General features: G+C 71.6%; 18 protein-coding genes. 14 read left to right on the top strand and 4 right to left on the bottom strand.

Annotated features, from left to right (window positions below; all coding sequences use genetic code 11):
- Window positions 1-110: 110 nt before the first annotated feature.
- From R3E98_05075 to R3E98_05050, 6 genes are all read left to right on the top strand, one after another.
- Window positions 111-1,058, top strand: a complete 948-nt coding sequence (locus R3E98_05075) for a metalloregulator ArsR/SmtB family transcription factor (protein ID MEZ4422757.1) — start codon at window positions 111-113, stop codon at window positions 1,056-1,058.
- Window positions 1,059-1,111: 53 nt separating this feature from the next.
- Window positions 1,112-2,587 carry an adenosylhomocysteinase gene (gene ahcY, locus R3E98_05070; protein MEZ4422756.1) on the top strand — a complete coding sequence of 492 codons (1,476 nt, stop codon included), beginning with the start codon at window positions 1,112-1,114 and terminating at the stop codon, window positions 2,585-2,587.
- A gap of 334 nt (window positions 2,588-2,921) precedes the next feature.
- The gene (locus tag R3E98_05065) at window positions 2,922-3,353 is read left to right on the top strand and encodes a universal stress protein (GenBank protein MEZ4422755.1); all 432 of its coding nucleotides are present in this window, start codon (window positions 2,922-2,924) and stop codon (window positions 3,351-3,353) included.
- The gene (locus R3E98_05060; GenBank protein MEZ4422754.1) at window positions 3,350-3,883 is read left to right on the top strand and encodes an OmpA family protein; all 534 of its coding nucleotides are present in this window, start codon (window positions 3,350-3,352) and stop codon (window positions 3,881-3,883) included. Before R3E98_05065 ends, R3E98_05060 begins: the two co-directional genes overlap by 4 nt.
- 277 nt (window positions 3,884-4,160) lie before the next feature.
- Window positions 4,161-5,657: an ATP-binding protein gene (locus R3E98_05055; GenBank protein MEZ4422753.1), complete on the top strand. Its 1,497-nt coding sequence runs from the start codon at window positions 4,161-4,163 to the stop codon at window positions 5,655-5,657.
- Complete coding sequence (locus R3E98_05050) at window positions 5,644-7,014, top strand: sigma-54 dependent transcriptional regulator (protein MEZ4422752.1); 1,371 nt, start codon at window positions 5,644-5,646, stop codon at window positions 7,012-7,014. Before R3E98_05055 ends, R3E98_05050 begins: the two co-directional genes overlap by 14 nt.
- A gap of 183 nt (window positions 7,015-7,197) precedes the next feature.
- Here R3E98_05050 and R3E98_05045 read toward each other — a convergent pair whose 3' ends face one another.
- The gene (locus R3E98_05045; protein MEZ4422751.1) at window positions 7,198-7,875 is read right to left on the bottom strand and encodes a hypothetical protein; all 678 of its coding nucleotides are present in this window, start codon (window positions 7,873-7,875) and stop codon (window positions 7,198-7,200) included.
- A 355-nt stretch (window positions 7,876-8,230) separates the two neighbouring features.
- On the opposite strand from R3E98_05045, the gene R3E98_05040 reads away from it, so the two are divergent.
- Window positions 8,231-8,599, top strand: a complete 369-nt coding sequence (locus R3E98_05040; GenBank protein ID MEZ4422750.1) for a hypothetical protein — start codon at window positions 8,231-8,233, stop codon at window positions 8,597-8,599.
- A gap of 87 nt (window positions 8,600-8,686) precedes the next feature.
- Here the strand turns inward: R3E98_05040 and R3E98_05035 are convergent, their stop codons facing one another.
- Window positions 8,687-11,233: an FtsX-like permease family protein gene (locus tag R3E98_05035; protein ID MEZ4422749.1), complete on the bottom strand. Its 2,547-nt coding sequence runs from the start codon at window positions 11,231-11,233 to the stop codon at window positions 8,687-8,689.
- Between the two features lie 4 nt (window positions 11,234-11,237).
- Entirely contained in the window at window positions 11,238-11,960 is a 723-nt protein-coding gene (locus R3E98_05030) for an ABC transporter ATP-binding protein (protein MEZ4422748.1), read from the bottom strand.
- Between R3E98_05030 and R3E98_05025 the strand changes: the two genes are divergently transcribed.
- The 6 genes from R3E98_05025 (at window position 11,959) to R3E98_05000 (ending at window position 18,367) form a co-directional block, all read left to right on the top strand.
- On the top strand, window positions 11,959-12,675 hold the full coding sequence (locus R3E98_05025; GenBank protein ID MEZ4422747.1) for an arylesterase: 717 nt from the start codon (window positions 11,959-11,961) through the stop codon (window positions 12,673-12,675). The two genes, R3E98_05030 and R3E98_05025, sit on opposite strands and share 2 nt — an antisense overlap.
- 194 nt (window positions 12,676-12,869) lie before the next feature.
- Window positions 12,870-13,649: a peptidase E gene (locus R3E98_05020; GenBank protein ID MEZ4422746.1), complete on the top strand. Its 780-nt coding sequence runs from the start codon at window positions 12,870-12,872 to the stop codon at window positions 13,647-13,649.
- Window positions 13,650-13,708: 59 nt separating this feature from the next.
- A complete protein-coding gene (locus R3E98_05015) occupies window positions 13,709-16,042 on the top strand; it encodes a DPP IV N-terminal domain-containing protein (protein ID MEZ4422745.1) in 2,334 nt (777 codons plus the stop codon).
- A gap of 77 nt (window positions 16,043-16,119) precedes the next feature.
- Window positions 16,120-17,154: a hypothetical protein gene (locus R3E98_05010; GenBank protein MEZ4422744.1), complete on the top strand. Its 1,035-nt coding sequence runs from the start codon at window positions 16,120-16,122 to the stop codon at window positions 17,152-17,154.
- Between the two features lie 292 nt (window positions 17,155-17,446).
- A complete protein-coding gene (locus R3E98_05005) occupies window positions 17,447-17,665 on the top strand; it encodes a hypothetical protein (GenBank protein MEZ4422743.1) in 219 nt (72 codons plus the stop codon).
- A 147-nt stretch (window positions 17,666-17,812) separates the two neighbouring features.
- The gene (locus R3E98_05000; GenBank protein ID MEZ4422742.1) at window positions 17,813-18,367 is read left to right on the top strand and encodes a DsrE family protein; all 555 of its coding nucleotides are present in this window, start codon (window positions 17,813-17,815) and stop codon (window positions 18,365-18,367) included.
- 42 nt (window positions 18,368-18,409) lie between these two features.
- On the opposite strand, the gene R3E98_04995 is transcribed toward R3E98_05000, so the two are convergent.
- Window positions 18,410-19,834, bottom strand: coding sequence for an HD domain-containing phosphohydrolase (locus R3E98_04995; GenBank protein ID MEZ4422741.1), 1,425 nt, complete (start codon window positions 19,832-19,834; stop codon window positions 18,410-18,412).
- Between the two features lie 761 nt (window positions 19,835-20,595).
- Between R3E98_04995 and R3E98_04990 the strand changes: the two genes are divergently transcribed.
- Window positions 20,596-22,126, top strand: a 1,531-nt coding sequence (locus R3E98_04990) for a DUF222 domain-containing protein (GenBank protein MEZ4422740.1), incomplete at its 3' end; no start/stop codon positions are given.

Here is a 22,126-nt window from a genome sequence, read left to right as displayed (position 1 = left end):
CGCAGGGGAGGGCGCACGCGGGGTCGCCGAGGGCCCCAGGACGTCCGGCCCATCGCTGGACGCCCGGCTTTACAGCCGGGCACGATCAGTGTATCCTTTGATCCGCAAATATGGATATATTGACGGCCCGACCCGAGATCCTGGCCCGCCTCGAGGCCTTGAACGACGAGAATCGCTTGCGGATCCTTGTGCTTCTGGACCGCAGCGAGTTCACGGTGTCGGAGCTCACATCTGTGGTACAGCTCCCACAATCGTCCGTTTCGCGGCACCTGAAGGTGCTCTCCGCGGACGGGTGGCTCCGCGTCCGGGCGGACGGCACCAGTCGGCACTATCAGCTCTCGCCCGACCTGCCCGAGGACCAGAGTGGCCTGTGGCGGGTGGTGCGGTCCTCCCTCGCCGAAGCCCCCTGGCGGGACGAGGACGCCGAGCGGGCGCGCGCCGTCCTCGCGGAGCGCCGTCGCCGCTCGGAGGAGTTCTTCTCGGGCGCGGCGGCCGACTGGGACGCGCTCCGGGTCCAGCTCTTCGGGCGCAGCACCGAGGCCTCCCTCCTGCTGGGGCTGTTGGACCCGGCCTGGACGGTGGCCGACCTGGGCGCCGGGACGGGCGCGCTGGCCGAGGCCGTGGCGCCGTTCGTACGGCGCGTCATCGCGCTGGACCGGTCGGCGGAGATGCTGGCTGCCGCCCGGTCGCGGCTGGCCGACCAGCCGAACGCCGAAATACGGGCGGGCGAGCTGGAAGCCGTGCCGCTCGACGACGGCTCCGTGGATCTGGCCCTGCTCGTGCTCGTGCTCCACTACGTGCCGGAGCCCGAGCGTGCGTTGGCCGAGGCCCGCCGTGTGCTCACCCCGGGCGGGCGCCTGCTGGTCGTGGACATGCGCGAGCACGGCCGCCCGGAGTACCGCCAGACGATGGGGCACCTGTGGCCCGGCTTCAGCGAGGAGCGGATGCGGGGCTGGACCCGCGCCGCGGGCTTCGCGCGCTACGTGCACCGCGGTCTCGTGCCCGACCCCGACGCCTCCGGGCCGCTGCTCTTCGTGGGCACGGCGACCCGGACCTGAACCCGACACCGACACACCACCCAACCCGAACCCGACCGAGGATCCGACATCCCATGGAAAGTGGAGTCCTGACCAAGAACGCCGTGGCCACCGACCGTCCGCCCTTCAAGGTGGCCGACCTGAGCCTCGCCGAATGGGGCCGCAAGGAGATCGAGCTGGCCGAGCACGAGATGCCCGGCCTCATGGCCGTGCGCCGCGAGTACGCCGAGACCCAGCCGCTGGCCGGGCTCAAGGTCATGGGCTCGCTGCACATGACCGTACAGACCGCGGTGCTGATCGAGACGCTCATGGATCTCGGCGCCGACGTGCGCTGGGTGTCCTGCAACATCTTCTCGACCCAGGACCACGCCGCGGCCGCGGTGGCCGTGGGCCGGGACGGGACCGTGGAGAACCCGACGGGCTGCGCCGTCTACGCCTGGAAGGGCGAGACGCTGGAGGAGTACTGGTGGTGCACCGAGATGGCGCTGATGTGGCCGGACGGCTCCGGGCCGGACCTGCTGGTGGATGACGGCGGTGACGCCACCCTGCTGCTCCACAAGGGCGTCGAGTACGAGGCGGCCGGTGCCGTCCCCGCGTTCGACGAGAGCAGCGAGCCCGAGGAGTGGGGCGTCATCCTGGACCTGCTGCGCCGCACGCTCGACAGCGACCCGGGTCGGTGGACGCGCCTGTCCTCCACGATCCAGGGCGTGTCGGAGGAGACCACCACGGGCGTGCACCGTCTCTACGAGATGGAGAAGGCCGGCACCCTGCTCTTCCCGGCCATCAACGTCAACGACTCCGTCACCAAGTCGAAGTTCGACAACATCTACGGCTGCCGGCACTCCGTCATCGACGGGCTCAACCGCGCCAGCGACGTGATGATCTCCGGCAAGACGGCGGTCGTCTGCGGCTATGGTGAGGTGGGCAAGGGCTGCGCCCAGGCGCTGAAGGGACAGGGCGCGCGCGTCATCGTGACCGAGATCGATCCGATCTGCGCCCTGCAGGCCGCGATGGAGGGCTTCGAGGTCAAGCGGGTCGAGGACGTGCTCGACTACGCGGACATCTTCATCACCGCCACCGGCAACAAGGACGTGATCACCTACGATCACATGGCGCGCATGAAGAACAAGGCGATCATCGGCAACATCGGCCACTTCGACAACGAGATCGACATGGCCGGCCTGAAGAAGCACAAGGTGCAGCGCCGGAACATCAAGCCGCAGTACGACGAGTTCATCTTCCCGGACGGGCACTCCGTGCTGATCCTGGCGGAAGGCCGTCTGCTCAACCTGGGCTGCGCCACCGGCCATCCGAGCTTCGTGATGAGCGCCAGCTTCACCAACCAGGTGATGGCCCAGATCGAGCTGGCCCGCAATTCGGACCAGTACGAGAAGAGCGTCTACATGCTGCCCAAGCACCTGGACGAGAAGGTGGCCCGTCTGCACCTGGAGCACCTGGGCGTGAAGCTCACGGAGCTCACGCCCGAGCAGGCCACCTACATCGGCGTGGCCGCGGACGGCCCGTTCAAGCCGGACCACTACCGGTATTGATCGGCGGGACGTGACCGGAGCGGCCCTCGGGTCGCGGGGAACGGGGTGGGCGCGCAGGCGCCCACCCCGTTTCGCGTCCGGGGCCCCGCCCGGGTCGGTCGCGCAGCATTCCCCCCGTCTGCCGTGGCATTCTGCCCCACCGTCGGGGAGCCCCGCCCCCCCGCACCGCGGGACGGTGGCGCCCGGGCGCCCGTCCGCGACGGCGTCCCCTCCGCTCAACGCCTTGCAGTCGTGGATCTTGTGCGCAGGCCCGGGGGCGGAGGCGCCGCGGCACGCTTCCGGCATTGCGCAGCCCCGAACCGGGCGCAGGCCGCGCCCCCCTGCCGAGGCCCACGTGATCGTCGTCGGTGTCGATTTCTCCGAAGCGTCCGCGCACGCGTTCGAGGTGGCCCGCAGGATGGGCAGCGAGCGCGGGACGTCGGTCCATGTCGTCCACGTGCGCCGGCGCGACGGACTGCCGGCGGGCGGGACCGCGGCGCGGCGGCGGGCCTGGCTGGAGCGCCTCGGGGATCACCCGCCTTCCATCGAGGAGCGCGAGGGCGTCCCCTGGGTCGAGCTGATCCATGCCGCCGAAGAGCGCCGCGCCTACTTCCTGGTCGCAGGCACCCACGGGCAATCCGGCTACCAGCCGCTCCGGCTGGGCTGCACCGCCACGCAGCTCGCGCTGCGTTCGTTGGCTCCCGTCGTGCTGGTTCCGCCGAGACCGAGCACGACGATCGAACCCGATCGGCACATCACCCCTATCGACACCGAGGATCCCCGATGAACCGCAGCTTCCGTGGGACCGGCCTCACCGGTCTCCTGATCACTCTGGGCCTGGCGACCGGCGCCTGCGGGAAGAAGCCCGCCGAGGCCGCGCCGGCTCCCGCCGTCATGGCGTCGCAACCCGCGCCGGCCCGCAACGCCGTTCGTTCGGACCCGGGCTCCACGACCGATGCGGCCGCCGAGGCTGCCCGCCGACGCGCGGTGCTGACCGAGATGGTGTTCTTCGACTACGACCGCGCCGTCATCCGGCCGGATCAGCGCGCCCTCCTGGACGCGAAGGTCCAGGTGCTGCGTCAGGATCCGGACGTGCGGCTCCAGATCGATGGGCACGCCGACGACCGCGGCTCCACCGAGTACAACCTCGCGCTGGGTCTTCGGCGCGCGAACGCCATCAAGGACTATTTCACGAGCTTCGGGCTCACGGCCGGTCGCTTCGAGGTCCGCAGCTACGGAGAGGAGCGGCCCCTGGAGCGCGGCGAGGGCGAAGGCTCCTGGGCCCGCAACCGTCGCGGCGAGTTCGTGGTCCGTTGACCTGACACGCTACGGAAGCGGCGGGCGTCCCCTCGCGGGGCACTCGCTGTTGGACGACGGGTCCGGGTCCCGACACCCGGGCCCGTTCGCCGTCCCGGCCGGCCACACGAGACCGGGGCGGTCGTCGCGCGCCGAAGCAGGGCGGGCGCCGGTAGCGGGCGCGCGGGTCCAGCAGCCGCCCCCCGGATGTGCGCTGGCCGCTCCCCGGGTGTGGCCCTAGACTGCGGGTCGCTTCCTCCTGACGCGGACTTCCATGGCGCCTACGGCTCCTGCGCACGTGGCTTCGCGCACGTCGTTGGCGTCGCGCCTCCTGCTCCCGCTCCTGCTGCTGGTCGGCGGCGTGATGGCCGCCTTCGCGGTGTGGGCCCTGGTGCAACGCGAGCGCACGCTCATCGCGGAGGCCCGACGCGAGACGCAGGCGTACGCCACGGCACTGGGGCTGGCGCTCGACGCGGCCTTCCAGGACCCGGACCGCGCCGGGGTACCGGCGATCGTGCGGCGCATCTCCCTGCAACCCAGCATCTACGGCGTCGTGGTCTACGACCTCGAGGGGCGGCCGGTGTACGGACCCGGGGCAGGAGCCGACAGCACGGACTACGCGACTCCCGAACAGGTGCGCGAGGTGCTTCGTTCCGGTCGCCCGGGCGAGTTCGAGCGGGCGCAGGACGATGTCGACGTCTACTCCGTGGTCCGCGCGATCGAGGATCCGGACGGGCGCGTGGTCGGCGCGTTCGAGGTATTGCAGCCGCTGTCCTTCGTGAACCAGGAGCAGGCGGCCACCCGCGTCCGCTTCGCGCTCAACACCCTGGTGCTGCTCGCTTCGCTGACGCTGGCCCTGCTCTGGCTCGTCCGACGCCTCGTGTCCGAGCCCCTGGCCCGTTTCGCGGAAGGCGTCCGGGCGCTGGGGAGCGGGCAGTTGGACACCCGCGTGGACGCGGACGCCGCGATCGCGGAGCTGGCCAGCGTCGCGGCCGAGCTGAACCGGATGGCGGCGGGCCTCGAACAGGCCCGTACGGAGCTGCTGCGCGGGACCGAGGAGCGCCTGCTGTTGGAGCGGCAGATCCGACAGGCGGAGAAGATGGCCATCATCGGCCAGCTCGCCGCCGGGTTGGCCCACGAGATCGGTGCACCGCTGCACGTGATCCGCGGGCGCGCGGACCTGATGGCACGCCGGCACGCGCGGGCCGGCGCGGAGTCCCGAGACCTCTCCATCATCGTGCAACAGATCGATCGCATCACCCGCATCGTCCGGAGCCTTCTCGACTTCGCTCGGCCCCGCGAACGCCGGCCCGGCCCCGTGGACCTGGTGCCGCTCATCGATGAGACGCTGGAGCTCGTCTCCATGCAGTTCGATGCCGAGGGCATCGAGCTCGGCCGTACCGGCGCACCCCGGGCCGTGGTCCACGGCGATCGTGACGCCCTCCAGCAGGTGCTGCTCAATCTGCTGTTGAACGCGCAACAGGCCATGAGCCGCGAGCCCGACCGCGCGCGGCCCCGCGCCGTCACGGTCGACGTCGGCCTCGACGATGCCGGTGTGCGCGTGGACGTGCGGGACAGCGGCCCGGGAATCGCGCCCGAGCATCGCGCGCAGGTGTTCGAGCCCTTCTTCACCACCAAGGCCGACGGCGGTGGGACCGGACTGGGGTTGGCGGTGGCGCGGCTGATCATCGAAGAGCATGGTGGGGTGCTGGAGCTGATCGACGACGGCGGTCCCGGCACCTGCCTGACCCTTGCCCTCCCCGCCCCCACACCCGCGATCCATGCCATCCAGTGACTGCATCCTCCTCGCCGAGGACGACCGCGATCTGCGCGTCCTCCTCCAGGAAGTCCTCGATGAATCCGGCTACCGCGTCCGGGCTGTCCCCTCGGGACGGGACGCGATCGACGACCTCGAGCGACCCGACGTGCGCCTCGTCATCACGGACCTGCGCATGCCGGGCGCCACGGGACGCGACGTCCTGGAGGCGGTGCGCCGTCAGCGGCCGGATGTGAACGTCATCGTGATCACCGCCTTCGGCTCCATCGACTCCGCGATCGAGCTGGTCAAGCAAGGCGCCTTCGACTACCTGACCAAGCCCTTCTCGAACGACGAGCTGTTGCTCTCGGTGCAACGCGCCCTCGAGGAGAGCCGCCTTCGGCGCGAGACGGCCGCGTCCCCCGCGCGGGCACGGACGCGCGCGATCGACGGGATCGTGGGCAGCAGCGGCCCGACGCGCGCGTTGCTGGAGATGATCGGCAAGGTGGCGCGTTCCCCGCTGCCGGTGCTGATCACGGGCGAGACGGGAACGGGCAAGGAGCTGGTGGCGCGGGCCGTACACGCCGCGTCCGGTCGCGCGGCCATGGTGGCGGTCAACTGCGCCACGCTCCCCGAGAACCTGCTGGAATCGGAGCTCTTCGGTCACGAGCGGGGCGCGTTCACCGGCGCCGACCGCGCCAAGACCGGGCTCTTCGAGGAGGCCGACGGCGGGACCCTCTACCTGGACGAGATCGGCGAGCTGCCGCCGGCGCTGCAACCGAAGCTGCTCCGGGCCCTGGAGGACGGGGAGATCCGCCGGGTGGGTGCCACCCGCTCGCGACACGTGGATGTGCGGCTGGTTGCCGCCACCAACCGGGATCTGGACGAGGAGGTCTCCGCCGGGCGCTTCCGCGAGGACCTCTACTGGCGCCTCAACGGCCTGACGCTGCACGTCGTGCCGCTACGCGAGCGGCCGGCCGACATCACCGCCCTGGTCGAGCACTTCCTGGCCCGCTTTCCCGCTTCTTCCGGAGCAGCGCGGCGCTTCTCGATTCCCGCGATGGGCGTGCTCACCGGCTATGCCTGGCCCGGCAACGTGCGGGAGCTCCGGAGCGTGGTGGAGCGCGCCGCCACGCTGTCGGAGGCCGATGAGATCGGACCGGACGCCCTGCCCGATCGGGTCCGGGACGGGAGCCTGTTGCGGGCGACCATCTACGAGGCCGGCGCTCGCCACCTGCCGCTTGCGGAGGTGGAGCGCGCCTACACGCTCGAGATCCTGCGCATCACCGGCGGCAACAAATCGCGCGCGGCCGAGATCCTGGGCCTCGATCGCAAGACGCTCTATCGGAAGCTGCAGGAGTACGGCGCCGAGTCGAACGAGCCGCCCGCGCCCTGAAGGAACGGACGCCCGCGGTCCGCTGGACCGACCGCCGGGGCGCGGACCGGCCGGGGACGCCCGCCGGGGCGCGGACCGGCCAGGGACGCCCGCCGGGCGCGCACCGACCAGGGACGCCCTCCGGGCGCGGCGCGGCCGGGGACGCCCGCCGGTCCGCCGTCCCGGGAATCCGCGCGCGCCGCCCTACCGGGGTCCCATCCGGTAGCCGAAGCCCACGCTCAGGACCGGGCGCAGCTTGGGCTGATGGATGGCCTCGTCGGCATCCCCGTAGGTGTAGTCCTCGCGCGCGTTGACGTTCTCGTCACCGGGCGCGTACGACGTGTCGTGACCGGTGAGACGGGCGCTCCGGAAGACCTCCAGTCCGCCGGTCAGGACGAGGTCGAGGCGCGGCGTCATGGCGTGGAAGCTCTGCACCCCGGCACCCAGACCCCAGTGGTTGCTGACGACGTCGAAGTCCTCGTTGCCCCCGATATACTTGAAGTTTCCCTTGAAGCGGGCATACCGCACGCCCGCGTACCAGTACGCCCTCGGCACGCCGAACCGGGATGTGCGCAGCAGGACATCGAAGGCGGCATCCAGCGTGCGACCGCTCGAGGCGGGCGTTCCGTTGGTGGCGTTGTTGATGAAGATCCGCCGGGCGTTCGGCGCGCTTCCCGGATCCGTGGCGACGTATCCGAGCTCGCCCCGCACCAGCACCGGGAGGCCCTCCGCGACGTTGCCCCGCACGGCGAAGAGGCGGGTGCCCACGCCGTCCTGATACCCGAAGCTCGTCCCCACCGTGAGGTCGCTCGTCTGCGCCGCGACCGCCAGCGGGAGCGCGACGATCGCGAGGACCGCCGCTGCGATCGATCGTTGAAGCATGATTTCCTTCCACTTGAAAGGGTCCGACCGCGCGCCTGGCCGGCGCGGAGACCCCACGTGCGCGAGCATCGTGCCGGCGCGCGCCACCGCCACGGATCGCGTGATCCGGCCGGGTCCGGACCCCGGTCGGGAACGGGCTGCCGGACCCCGGCGTACCGGCGTTCCGAGGCGGGCGTGCGACGTGGCCGCCGTGCGGCGGGTTGAGCCGCGACGAAAGGGCCGGGCAGACCCCGGTCCGCGCGGCACGGGCGTTGAAGCAGATCGCGCGCACCCGACGTAGGGGGAACGTGCGCGACCCCCCGGAGCCCGCCCTCCGGCGCGCGGGCCGTATCCCATGATGCCGAGGAGGCTCCCCGTGACCGACGAGCAACAGAAGCGCTGCGCGACCATCATCCATGCCGCCGGCACCGCGGCCGCCGGGATCGGCGCAGGGCTGGCCCAGGTCCCGGGAGGAGATGCCATCCTGATCATGCCGGTCCAGGTGGCGATGATCGTGGGGCTCGGGCGCGTCTTCGGGCTCGAGGTCACCGATGCGGCGGCGCGTTCAGTCGTCTATGCCTCGCTCGGGACCATTGTCGGCCGCGGCGCGGCCAAGGTGCTGCTGCGCTTCGTGCCGGGGCTGGGGAACGTGCTGAACGCGGGCGTGGCCTTCGGCGTCACGGAGACCATGGGGTGGTCGGTGGCCGAGCGGATGTCCGAGGGCCGCTTCGGAAATCCCGCCTGAGCATCCGGATCCGTGCGGTGCGCGGGCCCGTGACCGGCCGCAGGCCGCCCTGGCCGTCCGTCCGCGTGCGGGCCCGGCCGTTCGCGCCTACTCGGTGATCTCGCGCAGGACGGCGAGCGGGGGCCGGCCCAGCACGTTCCGGCTGCCGGCCATGCCGATCAGGACGGTGCCCGCGGTCACGCCCACGGCGATGGCGGCGGTGATCCCGACGGGGAACACGAAGGGGCCATCGAACACGAAGCGCACCACGCCCCATGCCGCCACCGTGGCCAGGGCCAACCCCGCCAGCGCGCCCAACGCGCCCAACGCGAAGTACTCCGTGGTGAGCACGGCCAGCACCTGACGCCGACGGGCGCCCAGCGTCTTGAGGAGCGCGCCTTCCCGCATGCGCTGGAAGCGCGACGTGGCCAGTGCACCCACCAGCACCAGGATCCCTCCCAGCACCGAGAATCCAGCCAGGAAGCGCAGCGCACCCGACACGGTGCCCAGCACGCGGTCGAGGACCTCCTGCACCTGTGCGAGGTCCAGCACGGACACGTTGGGATAGGCGCGCACCAGGTCGCGCTGCAGCGCGGTCCGCGTCTCCACGTCCGGCACGCGCGCGAGCGCCAGCAGGGTGTGCGGCGCCTCCTCCAGCACTCCGGGCGGGAAGACCACGAAGAAGTTGGTCTGGAAGCGGGCCCAGTCGACCGCGCGCAGGCTACCGATCCGGGTCTCGATCGTCCGGCCCTGCACGTCCCAGGTGATGCGGTCACCCACGCCCACCCCCAGGTCCGCGGCCAGGTCCTGCTCGACCGAGACGGGCGGCAGACCGTCCAGGTCGGGAGGGCCGGCCGTGGTCGTGTCCCACCAGGACCCGGCCACCAGGGTCTCGGCGTCCGTGAGGCCGCCCTCCCGATAGGTGTTGCGGTACACGCGCCGGAGCGCCCAGCGCTCCGGCGCCGCCTCCGTGGTGTCCGCGAGCAGCTCCGTGACCGAGACGCCATCCAGGGCGGCGATGCGGGCCGTCACGATCGGGGTGACGTCCACGGGCCCCTCCGACACGGACCCGACGAGGTCCACCACCCCGCTTCGCTGGTCGGGCTGCACGTCGAACAGCAGCACATTGGCCTGGGAGGCGCCCGCGTCGAAGTCCAGCTGGCGCTGCAGGCTGCGCTCGATCAACGCCACGGCGCCGATCACGTAGACGCCGAAGCCCAGCGCGAGCGTCACCGAAACCGTCTGGTTGTGCGGACGGAAGAGGTTGGACACGCCCTGCCGCACGGTGTAGCCCGCTCGGGCGGGAAAGAAGCGGCGCGTGCCGGACACGAGCGCACGTGCCGCCACCCACAGGAGCCCCAGCGTGACCGCCAGACCGGCGGCGAAGCCCGCGCCGATGGCCGGGGTCGGGGCCTGCCACACGCTCAGCCCCGCGATGCTGAGCACGAGCGCACCGACGGCCAGACCGCGCGCCGCGCGACTCGCACGCTCCGGCTCCACGTCGCGCCGGATGGCCTGCAGAGGGGCCACGCCGCGCACGGCCAGCAGGGGCAGCAGCGCGAACACGACGGAGACCCAGATGCCGATCAACAGACCGGCCACCACCGCCGCGGGATCCGTGCGCGGAACGATGGTCACGGGCAGCAGGTCCCCCACCACGCGCGGCAGCAGGCGTTGGAGCAGCAGGCCACCGGCGACGCCGAGGGCGGCGCCTCCCAGGCCCAGGAGCGCGGCCTGCAGCAGATAGGCGGCGAAGACCGTGCCCTGGCGGGCGCCCAGGCAGCGGAGCACGGCGACCGCGGTGAGCTTGCCCTGGACGTAGACGTGGATGGCGCTCGCCACACCGATCCCACCCAGCAGGAGCGCGGCCAGACCCACCAGCCCCAGGAACCGGCTCAGGATGCGCGTGCCTTCGGTGAGATCCTCGGCCTGCTCGTCCGCGGTGGTGATGCGCGTATTCTGTCCACGTGCCATCTCCCCGTAGCGCTCGTCGAGCTCCTCGGCGTCGCTCCCCTCGGGCAGGCGGACGTAGATCTCGTGGCGGGCCAGGCTCCCGAACGTCAGCAGCCCCGTAGCGGGCAGCGCCGCGGCCGGCAGATAGACGCGCGGGCCCACCGCCGACTGGAAGCCGATGTCGGTGGGCAGGCCGTCCACCGTGCCCAGCAGAGGGAAGCGCGAGCGGCCCACGCTGATCGTGTCGCCGATGCGCGCATCGAGCTGCACCAGGACCGCCTCGTCCACGAGCACGCCGCGCGCGTCCCCCAGCCGAGCCCAGGCGCCGTCGGGATCCGTCCGCACCGCTCCGTAGAAGGGGAAGCCGGGCTCGACCCCGCGGACCTGCACCAGACGGGTGGTGCCGGTGCGCTCGTTGAGCGCCATGGACGCGAGGGTGGTGACGGCCGCGACCTGCGCGCCCTCGGCGGCGAGCGAATCCGTCACGGCCCGGATCGAGTCCGAGAAGGGCGTACCCCGGCTGAAGCGCAGGTCCGCGCCCAGGATGGCGCGCGCCTCGGCCTCGACGGAACGGGTGACGTCGCCGCGGAAGGAGTGGAGGGCGACCAGCGCCGCCACGCCCAGCGTGATCGACATCATGTAGACACCGATCTGCCGCACGCCGGCCCGGCCCTCCCGCCACGCGAAACGAAGCGCGAACATCGGGTCAGACGGCGGAGTGTGCGGGGTGCGCGTCCGTCCGGCGCTCATCCGCGACCATCTGCCCGTCCTTGAGACGGATGATGCGGCGGGCGCGCTCCGCCAGCGCCAGGTCGTGCGTCACCAGCACCAGCGTGGTGCGCACATCGCGGTTCAGCTCCTCCATCAGACCGATCACGGTCTCGCCGGTGGCCGAGTCCAGGTTGCCGGTGGGCTCGTCCGCGAACAGCAGGCGGGGCTCGTTCGCGAACGCACGGGCCAGCGCCACGCGTTGCTGCTCTCCGCCCGACAACTGCGCGGGATAGTGATCGAGGCGCCCCCTCAACCCGACACGCGCGAGCAGGTCGGCCGCGTGCTCCCGGATGGGCCGTCCGTCCCCGGTGCGCGTGCGGCCGCGCAGCTCCAGGGGCACCAGGACGTTCTCGAGCGCGGTGAGCGTGGGCAGCAGGTGGAAGGTCTGGAAGACGAAGCCCACGTGCTCGGCCCGAAACCCGGCCCGCTGGTCCTCGGTAAGAGCGAACAGGTCCTGCCCCAGCACGCGCAGCGTGCCGGCGCTCGGCGTGTCCAGCCCCGCGAGCAACCCGAGCAGCGTGGTCTTCCCGCTGCCCGAGGGGCCCAGGATCGCCACGAACCCCTCGGGCTCCACGGAGAGATCGATGCCCTTCAGGACGGTGAGCGGACGGCCTCCGCTCCGATACGTCTTCTCCAGGCCGCGGGCGTCGATGATCATGGGTCGGGGTCTCGTGTGCGCGCTGGGCGTGCTCGTGCCCATGGGGCTGACCGGCTGCGACTCCGGCCGCCGCGGCCCCGACCCGGTACGCTCCTCCGACGCGCAAGTTTCCTCCGCTCCCGCGGAGCCGGGATCCCTTCGCGCAGACCCGGCCGACGCGCGTCCCGTCGTGGTGTTCCTGGGCACCAGCCTGACCGCCGGGTACGGCCTGGAGGACCCGTCCCTGGCCTTCCCCGCCCTCGTCCAGGCCCGCATCGACGCCGCGGGCCTCGACTACCGGGTGGTCAACGGCGGCGTGAGCGGAGATACGAGCGCCGGCGGTCTGCGGCGTGTGGACTGGCTGTTGGAGCAGCCCGTGGCCGTGCTGGTCCTGGAGCTCGGCGCGAACGACGGCCTGCGCGGACAGGATCCGGAGGCGCTGAAGGAGAACCTGCTGGAGGTGATCCGGCGCACCCGCGCGGCCCACCCCGAGGCCCGTGTGCTTGTGGCCGGCATGGAGGCCCCACCCAACCTGGGGGATCGCTACACGGCCCGCTTCCGTGGCGTTTTCCGCGAGGTGGCGGACGAGACCGGCGCCACCCTGCTCCCGTTCCTGCTCGAAGGCGTGGCGGGCGAGCCCGCGCTCAACCAGGAGGACGGCATCCACCCCACGCCGGAAGGCCACCGGGTGGTGGCCGATCACGTGTGGGCGGCGTTGGAGCCGCTGCTGCGCTGAGCCGCCGACGCCGGCGCGCTGGTCCCCGTGGCGCGTCCCGTCCGGGGGACGAGCCTCAAGCAGGGGGCGCTCCCTTGCGCGCACGCCCACGACAGCGTCCTCTGCGACAGCATCACGGGTGGGCCTGAGGGGCCCACGGGCACTCGCCGCAGGCCGCGGCCGACAACACCCACATCCCGATCGGAGTCAGGTCCATGCAACGCCGTGAGTTCCTGCTGGCCACGGCGGCCGGTGCCGTCGGTCTCGGCGCAGAGCCGCTCGCCGCCTCCGCCACCGCCCCCCGGGCGACCCGCAAGATCCTCATCGCCGGTGGGGGCTTCGGCACCGCCTTCATCCGGACCATGGCGGAGTTGACGGGCAAGGCGCGCCCCCGGCTCTGCTACCTGCCCACCGCGTCGGCCGACTCGGAAGCGGGCATCATCCGCTGGTACCAGAGCTGCGCGCCCCTGGACGTCGAGCCGCACGTGCAGGAGAGCTTCATCAGCAGCTACCGCATGGATCGGTCGTGGGAAGAGATCTTCCTCTCGATGGACGGGATCGTGGTCTCCGGCGGCAACACGCTGAATCAGCAGGCCATCTGGCGCGTGCAGGGCATCGATCAGGTGCTTCGTCAGGCCTGGGATCAGGGCATCGTGCTCGGCGGCGCCAGCGCCGGATCGCTGTGCTGGTTCGAGGAGGGCACCACGGATTCGCGGCCCAAGGAAGTCACGAAGATCGAGTGCCTGGGCTTCCTGCAGGGCAGCCACTCGCCCCACTACGACGCCGAAGCGGCGCGACGGCCCACCTACCACCGGCTCATCGCCTCCGGCGAGCTCAAGCCCGGGTGGGCCTGCGACAACGACGCGGGCATCTACTTCGAGGACAACGAGGCCACGCGGTTCGTGGCGACCCGCGCCGACGCGCGCGTCTACCACGTCAGTGTCGTGGACGGGAAGATCGTCGAGCGCGAGGTCGTGCCGGAGCGCATCGACTGAGTCCCGCAGCACGGTCACCGGATCCGCTGCCGACCCACCTCCAACACAAGGAGCGGCGCATGCGCACGCGCCTCCACCTGCTGGCGATGCTGTTCGTGGTCGTCGCCCCCCGCCCGGCTCCGGCGCAGGTCACCGAGACCACCTACGCACGCGCCGAGCAGTTCCTGGGCTCCAACGCCGCCCGTTTCGTGAGCGGCGACCAGGCCACGCCCACCTGGTTGGAGGGCGACCGCTTCTGGTATCGGGCCCGCACCGAGGACGGATCGGCGTTCATCCTGGTCGATCCGTCCGTCCCGTCGCGCCGCCCCGCGTTCGACCATGCGCGTCTCGCATCCGCGCTCTCCGTGGCGGCGGACACGGCGTACGTGGCCAACCGGCTTCCCTTCGAACGCTTCGACCTCGAAGGCGATACGCTGCGCTTCCACACCGCGGACTCCGCGCGCTGGAGCTGTCGCCTGGACACGTACGTGTGCGCGGGCCCCGACCCGGTCCCCGAACGCCCCCGCACCGAGATCGGCTCGCCGGATGGGCGGTGGGTCGCCTTCTCGCGCGACGAGAACCTCTGGGTGCGCTCGGTGGAGGACGGTCGGGAGATCCAGCTCTCGCAGGACGGCGCCGCCGACTTCGGCTACGCCGTGCCCCCCGAGGGATGCTGCTCGGTGGTCACCCTGGCGCGCCGGGGAGACGAGGCCCCGCCCGTGCTGGCCTGGTCGCCGGATTCGCGCCGCATCCTCACGCATCGCTTCGACGAGCGGGCGGTGCTGCCGCTCCACCTCCTGGAGGCGCGCACGGGTCGGCCCGCGTTGCACAGCTACCGGGTGGCGCTCCCGGGGGACTCCGTCATCCCGACGTACGAGGTTCATGTCTTCGACGTGGAGAGCCGGACGGGCGTGCGCGTGGACCTGGGGCCGCTCGACGTGGTCAACACGTCCTGCTGCGGCGTGGCGTCCGACACGGTGTGGAAGGACGCGCGCTGGGGGAGCGGGCCGGACCAGGTGTTCTTCACGGAGGGCGTGCGCAGCTTCGACACGCTGCGTCTGTGGACCGCCGATGCCCGCACGGGTGTGGCACGCACGGTGTTGGAGGAGACGAGCCGCACGTTCGTGGAGAGCAACGGACAGTCGGGTGGCCTGCCCAACTGGAAGGTCATCCGGAACGACTCGGAGGTGGTGTGGTGGTCCGAGCGCGACGGCTGGGGCCACCTCTACCGGTTCGACGTCGCCACCGGCGCGCTGCTGAACCGCATCACCGAGGGTCCGTGGATGGTCCTGGACCTGCTGTCCGTCGACGAGGCCCAGGGATGGGTGTACTTCACCGGCTCCGGACGCGAGCCGGACCAGGACCTCTACCACCGTCATCTCTATCGCGCCCGGCTGGACGGCACGCGCACGGAGCGCCTGACGCCGGAAGACGCCGACCACCAGATCACGGCCAGTCCCTCCGGCCGCTGGTTCGTGGATCAGTACGGCACCTTCTCGTCGGCCCCCACCACCGTGTTGCGGGACGCCACCGGCCGCGTGGTGCTCACCCTGGAGGCCGGTGACTATTCCCGCCTCCTGGCCACCGGGTGGCGCTATCCCACCCACTTCGAGGTGAAGGGCCGCGACGGCGTGACGCCGGTGCACGGGCTGCTGTTCTTCCCGTCCGACTACGACTCCACGCGAAGCTATCCGGTCGTGGACTACATCTATCCCGGACCGCAGGTCGGTCCCATCCGGGGCCATGTGGCGCGGGTGGCGCAGGGCGGCAACGCGGCGGCGCTGGCCGAGCTGGGCTTCATCGTCTTCATGGTGGACGCGTTCGGGACGCCCGGCCGCCACAAGGCCTTCCACGACGCGTACTACGGCGACATGCGCGACAACGGGCTGCCGGACCACATCGCGGCACTCCGGCAGCTCGCCCGGCGCCATCCGTCCATGGACCTGGACCGCGTGGGGATCTTCGGGCACTCGGGTGGCGGATTCTCCTCCACCGACGCCATCCTGAGCTACCCGGACTTCTTCAAGGTGGCCGTCTCGAGCGCCGGCAACCACGACAACCGGAGCTATGACTACACCTGGGGTGAGAAGTACCAGGGCCTTCTCCGCCCGAACGACGACGGCAGCGACAGCTTCGACGCGCAGGCCAACCAGAACCTGGCCGCCAACCTGCAGGGGAAGCTGCTGCTGATGTACGGGACGCTGGACGACAACGTGCACCCGAACGCGACGATCCTGCTCATCGACGAGCTGATCCGCCTCAACAAGGACTTCGACCTGATCGTCCTGCCCAACCGCAACCACGGCTACGCCAACGAGCCCTACGTGGTGCGGCGCACCTGGGACTACTTCGTCCGGCATCTCCTGGGGCAGGAGCCACCGTCGCAGTACCGGATCATGCAACCCGAAGGCTAGGCGGACCCGGCACGCCGCTCGCATCCGTCCGTCCCGGAGGAGGAAACCCGGCGGGCCTCCCCGCCGTAGGAGGAGAGGTGAACCGACGCGTCTGGCTGTCCCGGCTGGCCCTGGTGGCGGCCCTGGGTCTGGATCTCACCTTCCGGACCGGGCCTCTGGGCGAGCTCGTGCCTCCCCCCGACCCCTTCCGCGCGGCCTTCGCGGCCCAGGACGCCCACACGGAGGATCTGCTGCGCCTGCCGGGCGTGGTGGGCACCGCCATCGGCATGGGAGCGCTCGGCCAACCCGTCCTCAAGGTCTACGTGGAGGCGGCGGGCGTGGCCCTCCTGCCCCGATCGTTCGGGCGGGTTCCAGTCGTGGAGACCGTCACGGGCCGGTTCGTCTCGCTGGTCGAGGAGCCCTCGCCGGACGCGCCCGCCAACCCGCGCGGTCACTTTCCGCGGCCCGTCCCCATCGGCGTGTCCTCCGGACAGCCGGACGTGACCGCGGGCACCATCGGGGCCCGCGTCCTGGACGGCACCCGGGTCTTCGCGCTCAGCAACAACCACGTCTTCGCCAACTCCAACGACGCGGCCATCGGCGACAACGTGCTCCAGCCCGGACGCGCGGACGGCGGCACCGATCCCGACGACGCCTTCGGCACCCTGTACGATTTCGAGCCCATCCAGCACTGCGGCCGGGGACCCTTCCCCTGCCCCGAGAACCGGATCGACGCCGCCCTCGCGCTCACATCGGCGGACCGCCTGGACCGCAGCACCCCGCCCGGGGGCTACGGGACACCGCGCACCGAGCCGCTGGACGCGAAGCTCGGGATGCGGGTCCAGAAGTTCGGACGCACCACGGGACACACGCACGGCGTGATCGACGGCATCCGGGCCACGCTGACGGTGGGCTACCCCAGGGGCCAGGCCCGTTTCGTCGACCAGATCGTGATCTCCGGCGGCGGCTTCTCGGCGCCGGGCGATTCGGGTTCGCTGGTGGTCAGCGAGGGGCAGGGCGCCCAGGACCGGAGGCCGGTGGCCCTGGTCTTCGCGGGCAGCCAACTGGCGTCGATCGCCAATCCCATCGATGTTGTCCTGGACCGGTTCGGCGTCACGATCGACGGCAACTAGGCCCGACGGACCGGTTCGGCGTCACGATCGACGGCAACTAGGCCCCACGGACCGATCCGGCGCCGTGGGACCGGCTCGCCGCCCCGCGGGAGCGGGGCCTTTTCGCTGGAGCCGGTCTTGCCGCCGGAGCGGGGCTTTCCAGGGGCGCCTTCGGAGGCACCGGATCCGATCCTGGACGCAGCGGACCGGAGCACCACCGCCGACCGACCCGCGGTCGATCGGCCCCCCGGCTGGACGTTACCCGAGCAGCAGACACCGAAGGGAGTCGCCATCGCAGACGAGGAGGAGGCAGATGCGTACAGATCCGCTCGACACGGCCCGCAAGGCCCTGACCGACAGTGTGCTGGGGATGCCCGGCGTGGTGGGTACCGCGGTTGGACAGTGGGGGGATCGTTCCTGCCTCATGGTGCTGCTGGAGAAGGACGACCCGGCCGTGAAAGCCCGCCTCCCCCGTTCGGTGCAGGGATTCGACGTCATCACCAAGGTCACCGGCGCGTTCCGTCCGTTCTGAGGCGCGATTCCCCGCCCACCCGGGGGCGCACGGCCCGCCGCGGCACATCAGCGGTGCGGCCGCGCGGTGACGCGCCTTGACCGGGACCGACCCACGCGGGCAGCATCCTGAGGCACCGTTCTTCTTTCCGCCTCCAGGATCGCCCTCATGCGTCATGCTGCCCGCTACGCGTTCGCTCTCGCCGCCGCGCTGAGCGCCGGCCCCCTCTCCGCCCAGGCGCTGTCGACGCCGAGCACGGGCCCCATCATCGCGGACTTCGGACCGGTGTATCGGACGGATCCGTTGGACCTCCCCACTCCGACCGACCACGTCTTCCGGGTCGCCTTCGACGTCGCGACCTCGCCCGAAGACGCGGGTGCGCTCAATCCCGCCATCGCCTCCCTCGCGCGCTTCCTGAACATGCACGGTGCGGCCGGGGTGCCACGCGAAAATCTCCACCTCGCGCTCGTGCTGCATGGGACGGCCGCCAAGGCGGTGCTGACGGAGGAGAGCTACCGCAAGCGGTTCGGCGCGGAGAACACCAACCTCCCGCTCCTCCAGGCGCTGCGCGCGGCGGGGGTGCGGATCATCGTGTGCGGTCAGACCGCGCAGGCGCGCGGGCTCCCCAGGGCGGAGTTCGCCCCCGGGATCGAGCTGGCGCTGTCGGCGATGACGGCGCACGCGCTCCTCCAGGAGCAGGGGTACACGCTGAATCCGTTCTGAGCCGGGCGCTCTGCGGGAGCCGGCAGCGCGGTGGTGTCGGCCTCAGCCGGCCATCGCGCGCGGCGCCCGCGGCACGGCGTCCTGCGGCAGGCCCTCGGTCCGGGCCAGTGCGGCCCAGCCCCACGGGGCGACGTCCTGGTGGCGGGCGCAGCGCAACAGGCACTCGACGAGATCGCCATCGAGCGCCGGCCCCGACATGGAGCGGAGGATCCGCGCGACCTCTTCGAATTCCAGCGAGGCGCGGTAGGGTCGTTCGGCCGTGAGGGCCTCGTAGACGTCCGCCACCGCCAGGATGCGGCAGGGCAGGTCCAGCACGCCCCCGTCCAAGCCCCGTGGATAGCCGCGCCCGTCGATGCGTTCGTGGTGGTTCGCCGCCGGTTCCAGCACGTCCGCGAAGGCCGCCACGTTGGAGAGGATCTCGTGCGTGTAGCGCGGGTGCAGCTTCACCTGCGCGAACTCCTCGTCCGTCAGCTTGTCGGGCTTGTCCAGGATGCGGTTCGACACCCCCAGCTTGCCGATGTCGTGCAGGAGCCCGGCCCGGTGGATGAGCCGTACGGCCTCCTCCCCGCCCCCGACTTCGCGCATGAGCTCGGCGGCGACGGCGGCCACGCGCGTCGAGTGCCGGGCCGTGAACGGCGTCTTGGCATCGATGACCTGCGCGAAGACCGCCGAGACGCGATCGAGGCCTTCCTCGTCGATCGGGATGAGGCGCTCCCGCGGCTCGAGCCCGCGCAGGTCCTCGGGCCGTCCGGATCCGCGCACGCCCTCCCACCAGGAGATGCGCCCCGACCAGGAGAGCACCAGGTCCGCCAGTCCGGGATCGAACCAGGTACCGCGCCGCGCGCGGACCATGGCCAGCATCTCGTCGACGCCGCGCTCGACCAGGAACACGTCCAGGACCTGCGCGAGGCAGGCGATGCGCGACAGCAACGGGATCTCCTCCGCGCGGCGGCCGTACGGATGTCCCTTGCCGTCCCAGTGCTCGTCGAGGTAGCGGATGGCCTCGGCGGTGGCCTCGGGGAACCCCAGGTCGCGCACGATGGCGGCGCCTCGTTCGCAGCGGATCCGCGTCAACGCGCGTGCGCCCGGCGGCCCGGCCACGGCCAGCCGGCTCAGGTGGCGGAGCTTGGCCCAGCCCGAGCGGCCCTGGGCCACGTTGCGCAGGATATAGCGCCCGGCGCCGATCATGGAGGACCAATCGGTCGTCTTCAGGTCCTTCTTGACCGGATGGTCATCGGAGCCGAAGAGGTCCGCGACGGGCGCGGCGTTGGCCGAGCACCCCGCATCCTTGAGCAGCAGCGCGTAGAAGAGCGCGGACTGCTCGGAGAAGTCGAGACCCCGCGCCCGTCCGATCTCGATGCCCAGGATGCAGGACCGGATCGAATGTCCCTCCGGCTGGCCCTCCGTGAGGTCCAGCGCGTGGGAGAGAGCAGCCAGGACCTCGGCGAGGAAGAGCGAGCGCGGCATGGGAGGGGTCTGGAGGCAAGGGACATGCCGGAGAGGGGTCAGGTGCGGTCTTCCCGCCGGGTCGGCGGCCGAGGACTTCCGGCCCGGCCCGTTGTCTCGTCCTGCCATGGACGGCTGCGCCGCCGGGCAATGTCCCCCGGTCCGGTGTTCCGCGTGATCGGGGGCATCGGCCGCGTCGATCGGCGGACAGGTCGGTGTCTGCGCGTGATCGGGGGCATCGGCCTCGTTGATCGGCGGACAGGTCGGTGTCTGCGCGTGATCGGGGTCGATGACATCGGCGATCGATGGTCCGAATGTCCCGCGTGATCGGGCGGGTGAGGGCCGCCTACGATCGATGGTCCGATCGTCCCGCGTGATCGGGCGGCGAGGACCGCCTACGATCGATGGTCCGATCGTCCCGCGTGATCGGGCGGCGAGGACCGCCTTACGATCGATGGTCCGATCGTCCCGCGTGATCGGGCGGCGAGTACCGCCTACCCACTCGCGCTCGTGTAGCACGCATCAGTTGCTCACATCGTCCCATCCTGCCATGGACGACTTAGGGCAGTGCGACGCGGTCGCCGTCCCCGATGGGGTGCGCAGGCGGTCGTAGACACGCACGGAGGGCGCGTGCCCGCACGTGGGCAGGGGCTCGCGACACGAATGATGTCACGTGACGATCTCGTGGGTCCTGCGGCTCGCCAGAGGGCCGATGAAACGGCACGTATCTTTGAAGAGCAGGACTCGCGCATGATCTCCGCTCTTCGCTCGAGGTGCCGCCCATGGTTCTTCCCGCCCCGCTCACGCCGCGTTCGTGCGACAACGACGGACCGTTCGCGTCCCCTCCGTGCGACCACGACGGACCCCTCGCGTCCCCTCCGTTCGACACCGACAAGCCGTGCGCGACGCTCTCGTTCGACACCAACAAGCCGTGCGCGACGCCCTCGTTCGACAGCGACGAGCCGATCACTGCGTCGCTCGATGCGGATCCGTCGGGAGCGGTGCCCGCTCCCTCTCCCTTCGCATTATCCACCGCCGAGCTGGACACGCTCGAGGATCTGGGTGACCAGATCGCGGATCTCGCGTCCGCGATCCATTCGGCGACGCATCGTCTGCTGGTGCTGGTGGCGGAGTTCGACCGACGGCGCGGCTGGGAGCTGGGCGGTCACCCCACGTGCGCGCACTGGCTGGCGTGGCGCACCGGCATCGATCTGGGCGCCGCGCGGGAGAAGGTGCGCGCGGCGCGCGCCCTCGAGGATCTGCCGGCCATCGGCGCTGCGATGGCGCAGGGCGAGCTGTCCTTCAGCAAGGTGCGCGCGCTGACGCGCGTGGCGAGTGTGGACGACGAGGAGGAGCTGTTGGCGCTGGCGCACACACGCACCGCGCACCAGCTGGAGCGTGCCCTGCGGCGCTGGGCCGGTCAGCGCTGCCGGGACGATGCGGAGCGCGAGCGGCTCCGCCACCGCAGCCGGTGTCTGTCGGTCTTCCCGGACGAGGAGGGGATGTATCTGGTGCGTGGCCGGCTGGAGCCGGAGGTCGCGGCGCTGCTGATGCGTGCGCTGGAGGCGGCGGCCGACGCGCTGTACTGGAAGGGACCGGACGTCGCGGACACCGAGCCGGCCACACCGGAGCAGCGGCGGGCGGACGCCATGGGGTTGCTGTGTGAGCGGGCGTTGGCCGCGGGCCTGGACCTGGAGGGAGGGGGACCGGAGGCACCGATCAGCGGGACGCGGGCGGAGCGCTACCAGGTGGTGCTGCACGTGGAGGGGCCCGCGTTGCGGGCCGACGCGGTGCCGGAGGAGATCGGGACCGAGGAGGACGAGGAGCGCCCCGGCGTTGCCGCGGAAGGGTCGGCCGGCGCGCGGTCACGCCGCGTTGCCGCGGAAGTGTACGACGACGCGCGCCCCCGCGTTGCCGCGGAAGTGCATGCCGACGCACTCCCCCGCGTTGCCGCGGAAGTGCATGCCGACGCGCGCCCCCGCGTTGCCGTGGAGATGTCCGCCGACGCACGCCACGTTGCCGCGGAACTGTCGGCCGACCCGCGCCCCCACGTTGCCGCGGAGGTGTCGGGGCGGTCCGGTGCCGATCCGGGCGTGCCGCTGGCCGAGCTGGCAGACGGCACCCGACTCACGCCCGCCACTGCGCAGCGCCTGGCCTGCGATGCCGGCCTGGTCCGCCTCGCCACCGATGCGCGCGGAAACGTACTGGATGTGGGGCGTCGCACACGCACCATTCCACCCGCGCTGCGCCGTGCCCTCGAGATCCGCGACGGTGGGTGTCGCTTTCCTGGCTGTGGGCGCCGCTTCACCGACG

The organism is Gemmatimonadota bacterium, from assembly GCA_041390125.1.
GTDB lineage: Bacteria > Gemmatimonadota > Gemmatimonadetes > Longimicrobiales > Gaopeijiaceae > JAGQIF01.
This window is presented reverse-complemented; position numbering and strand designations above follow the sequence as displayed.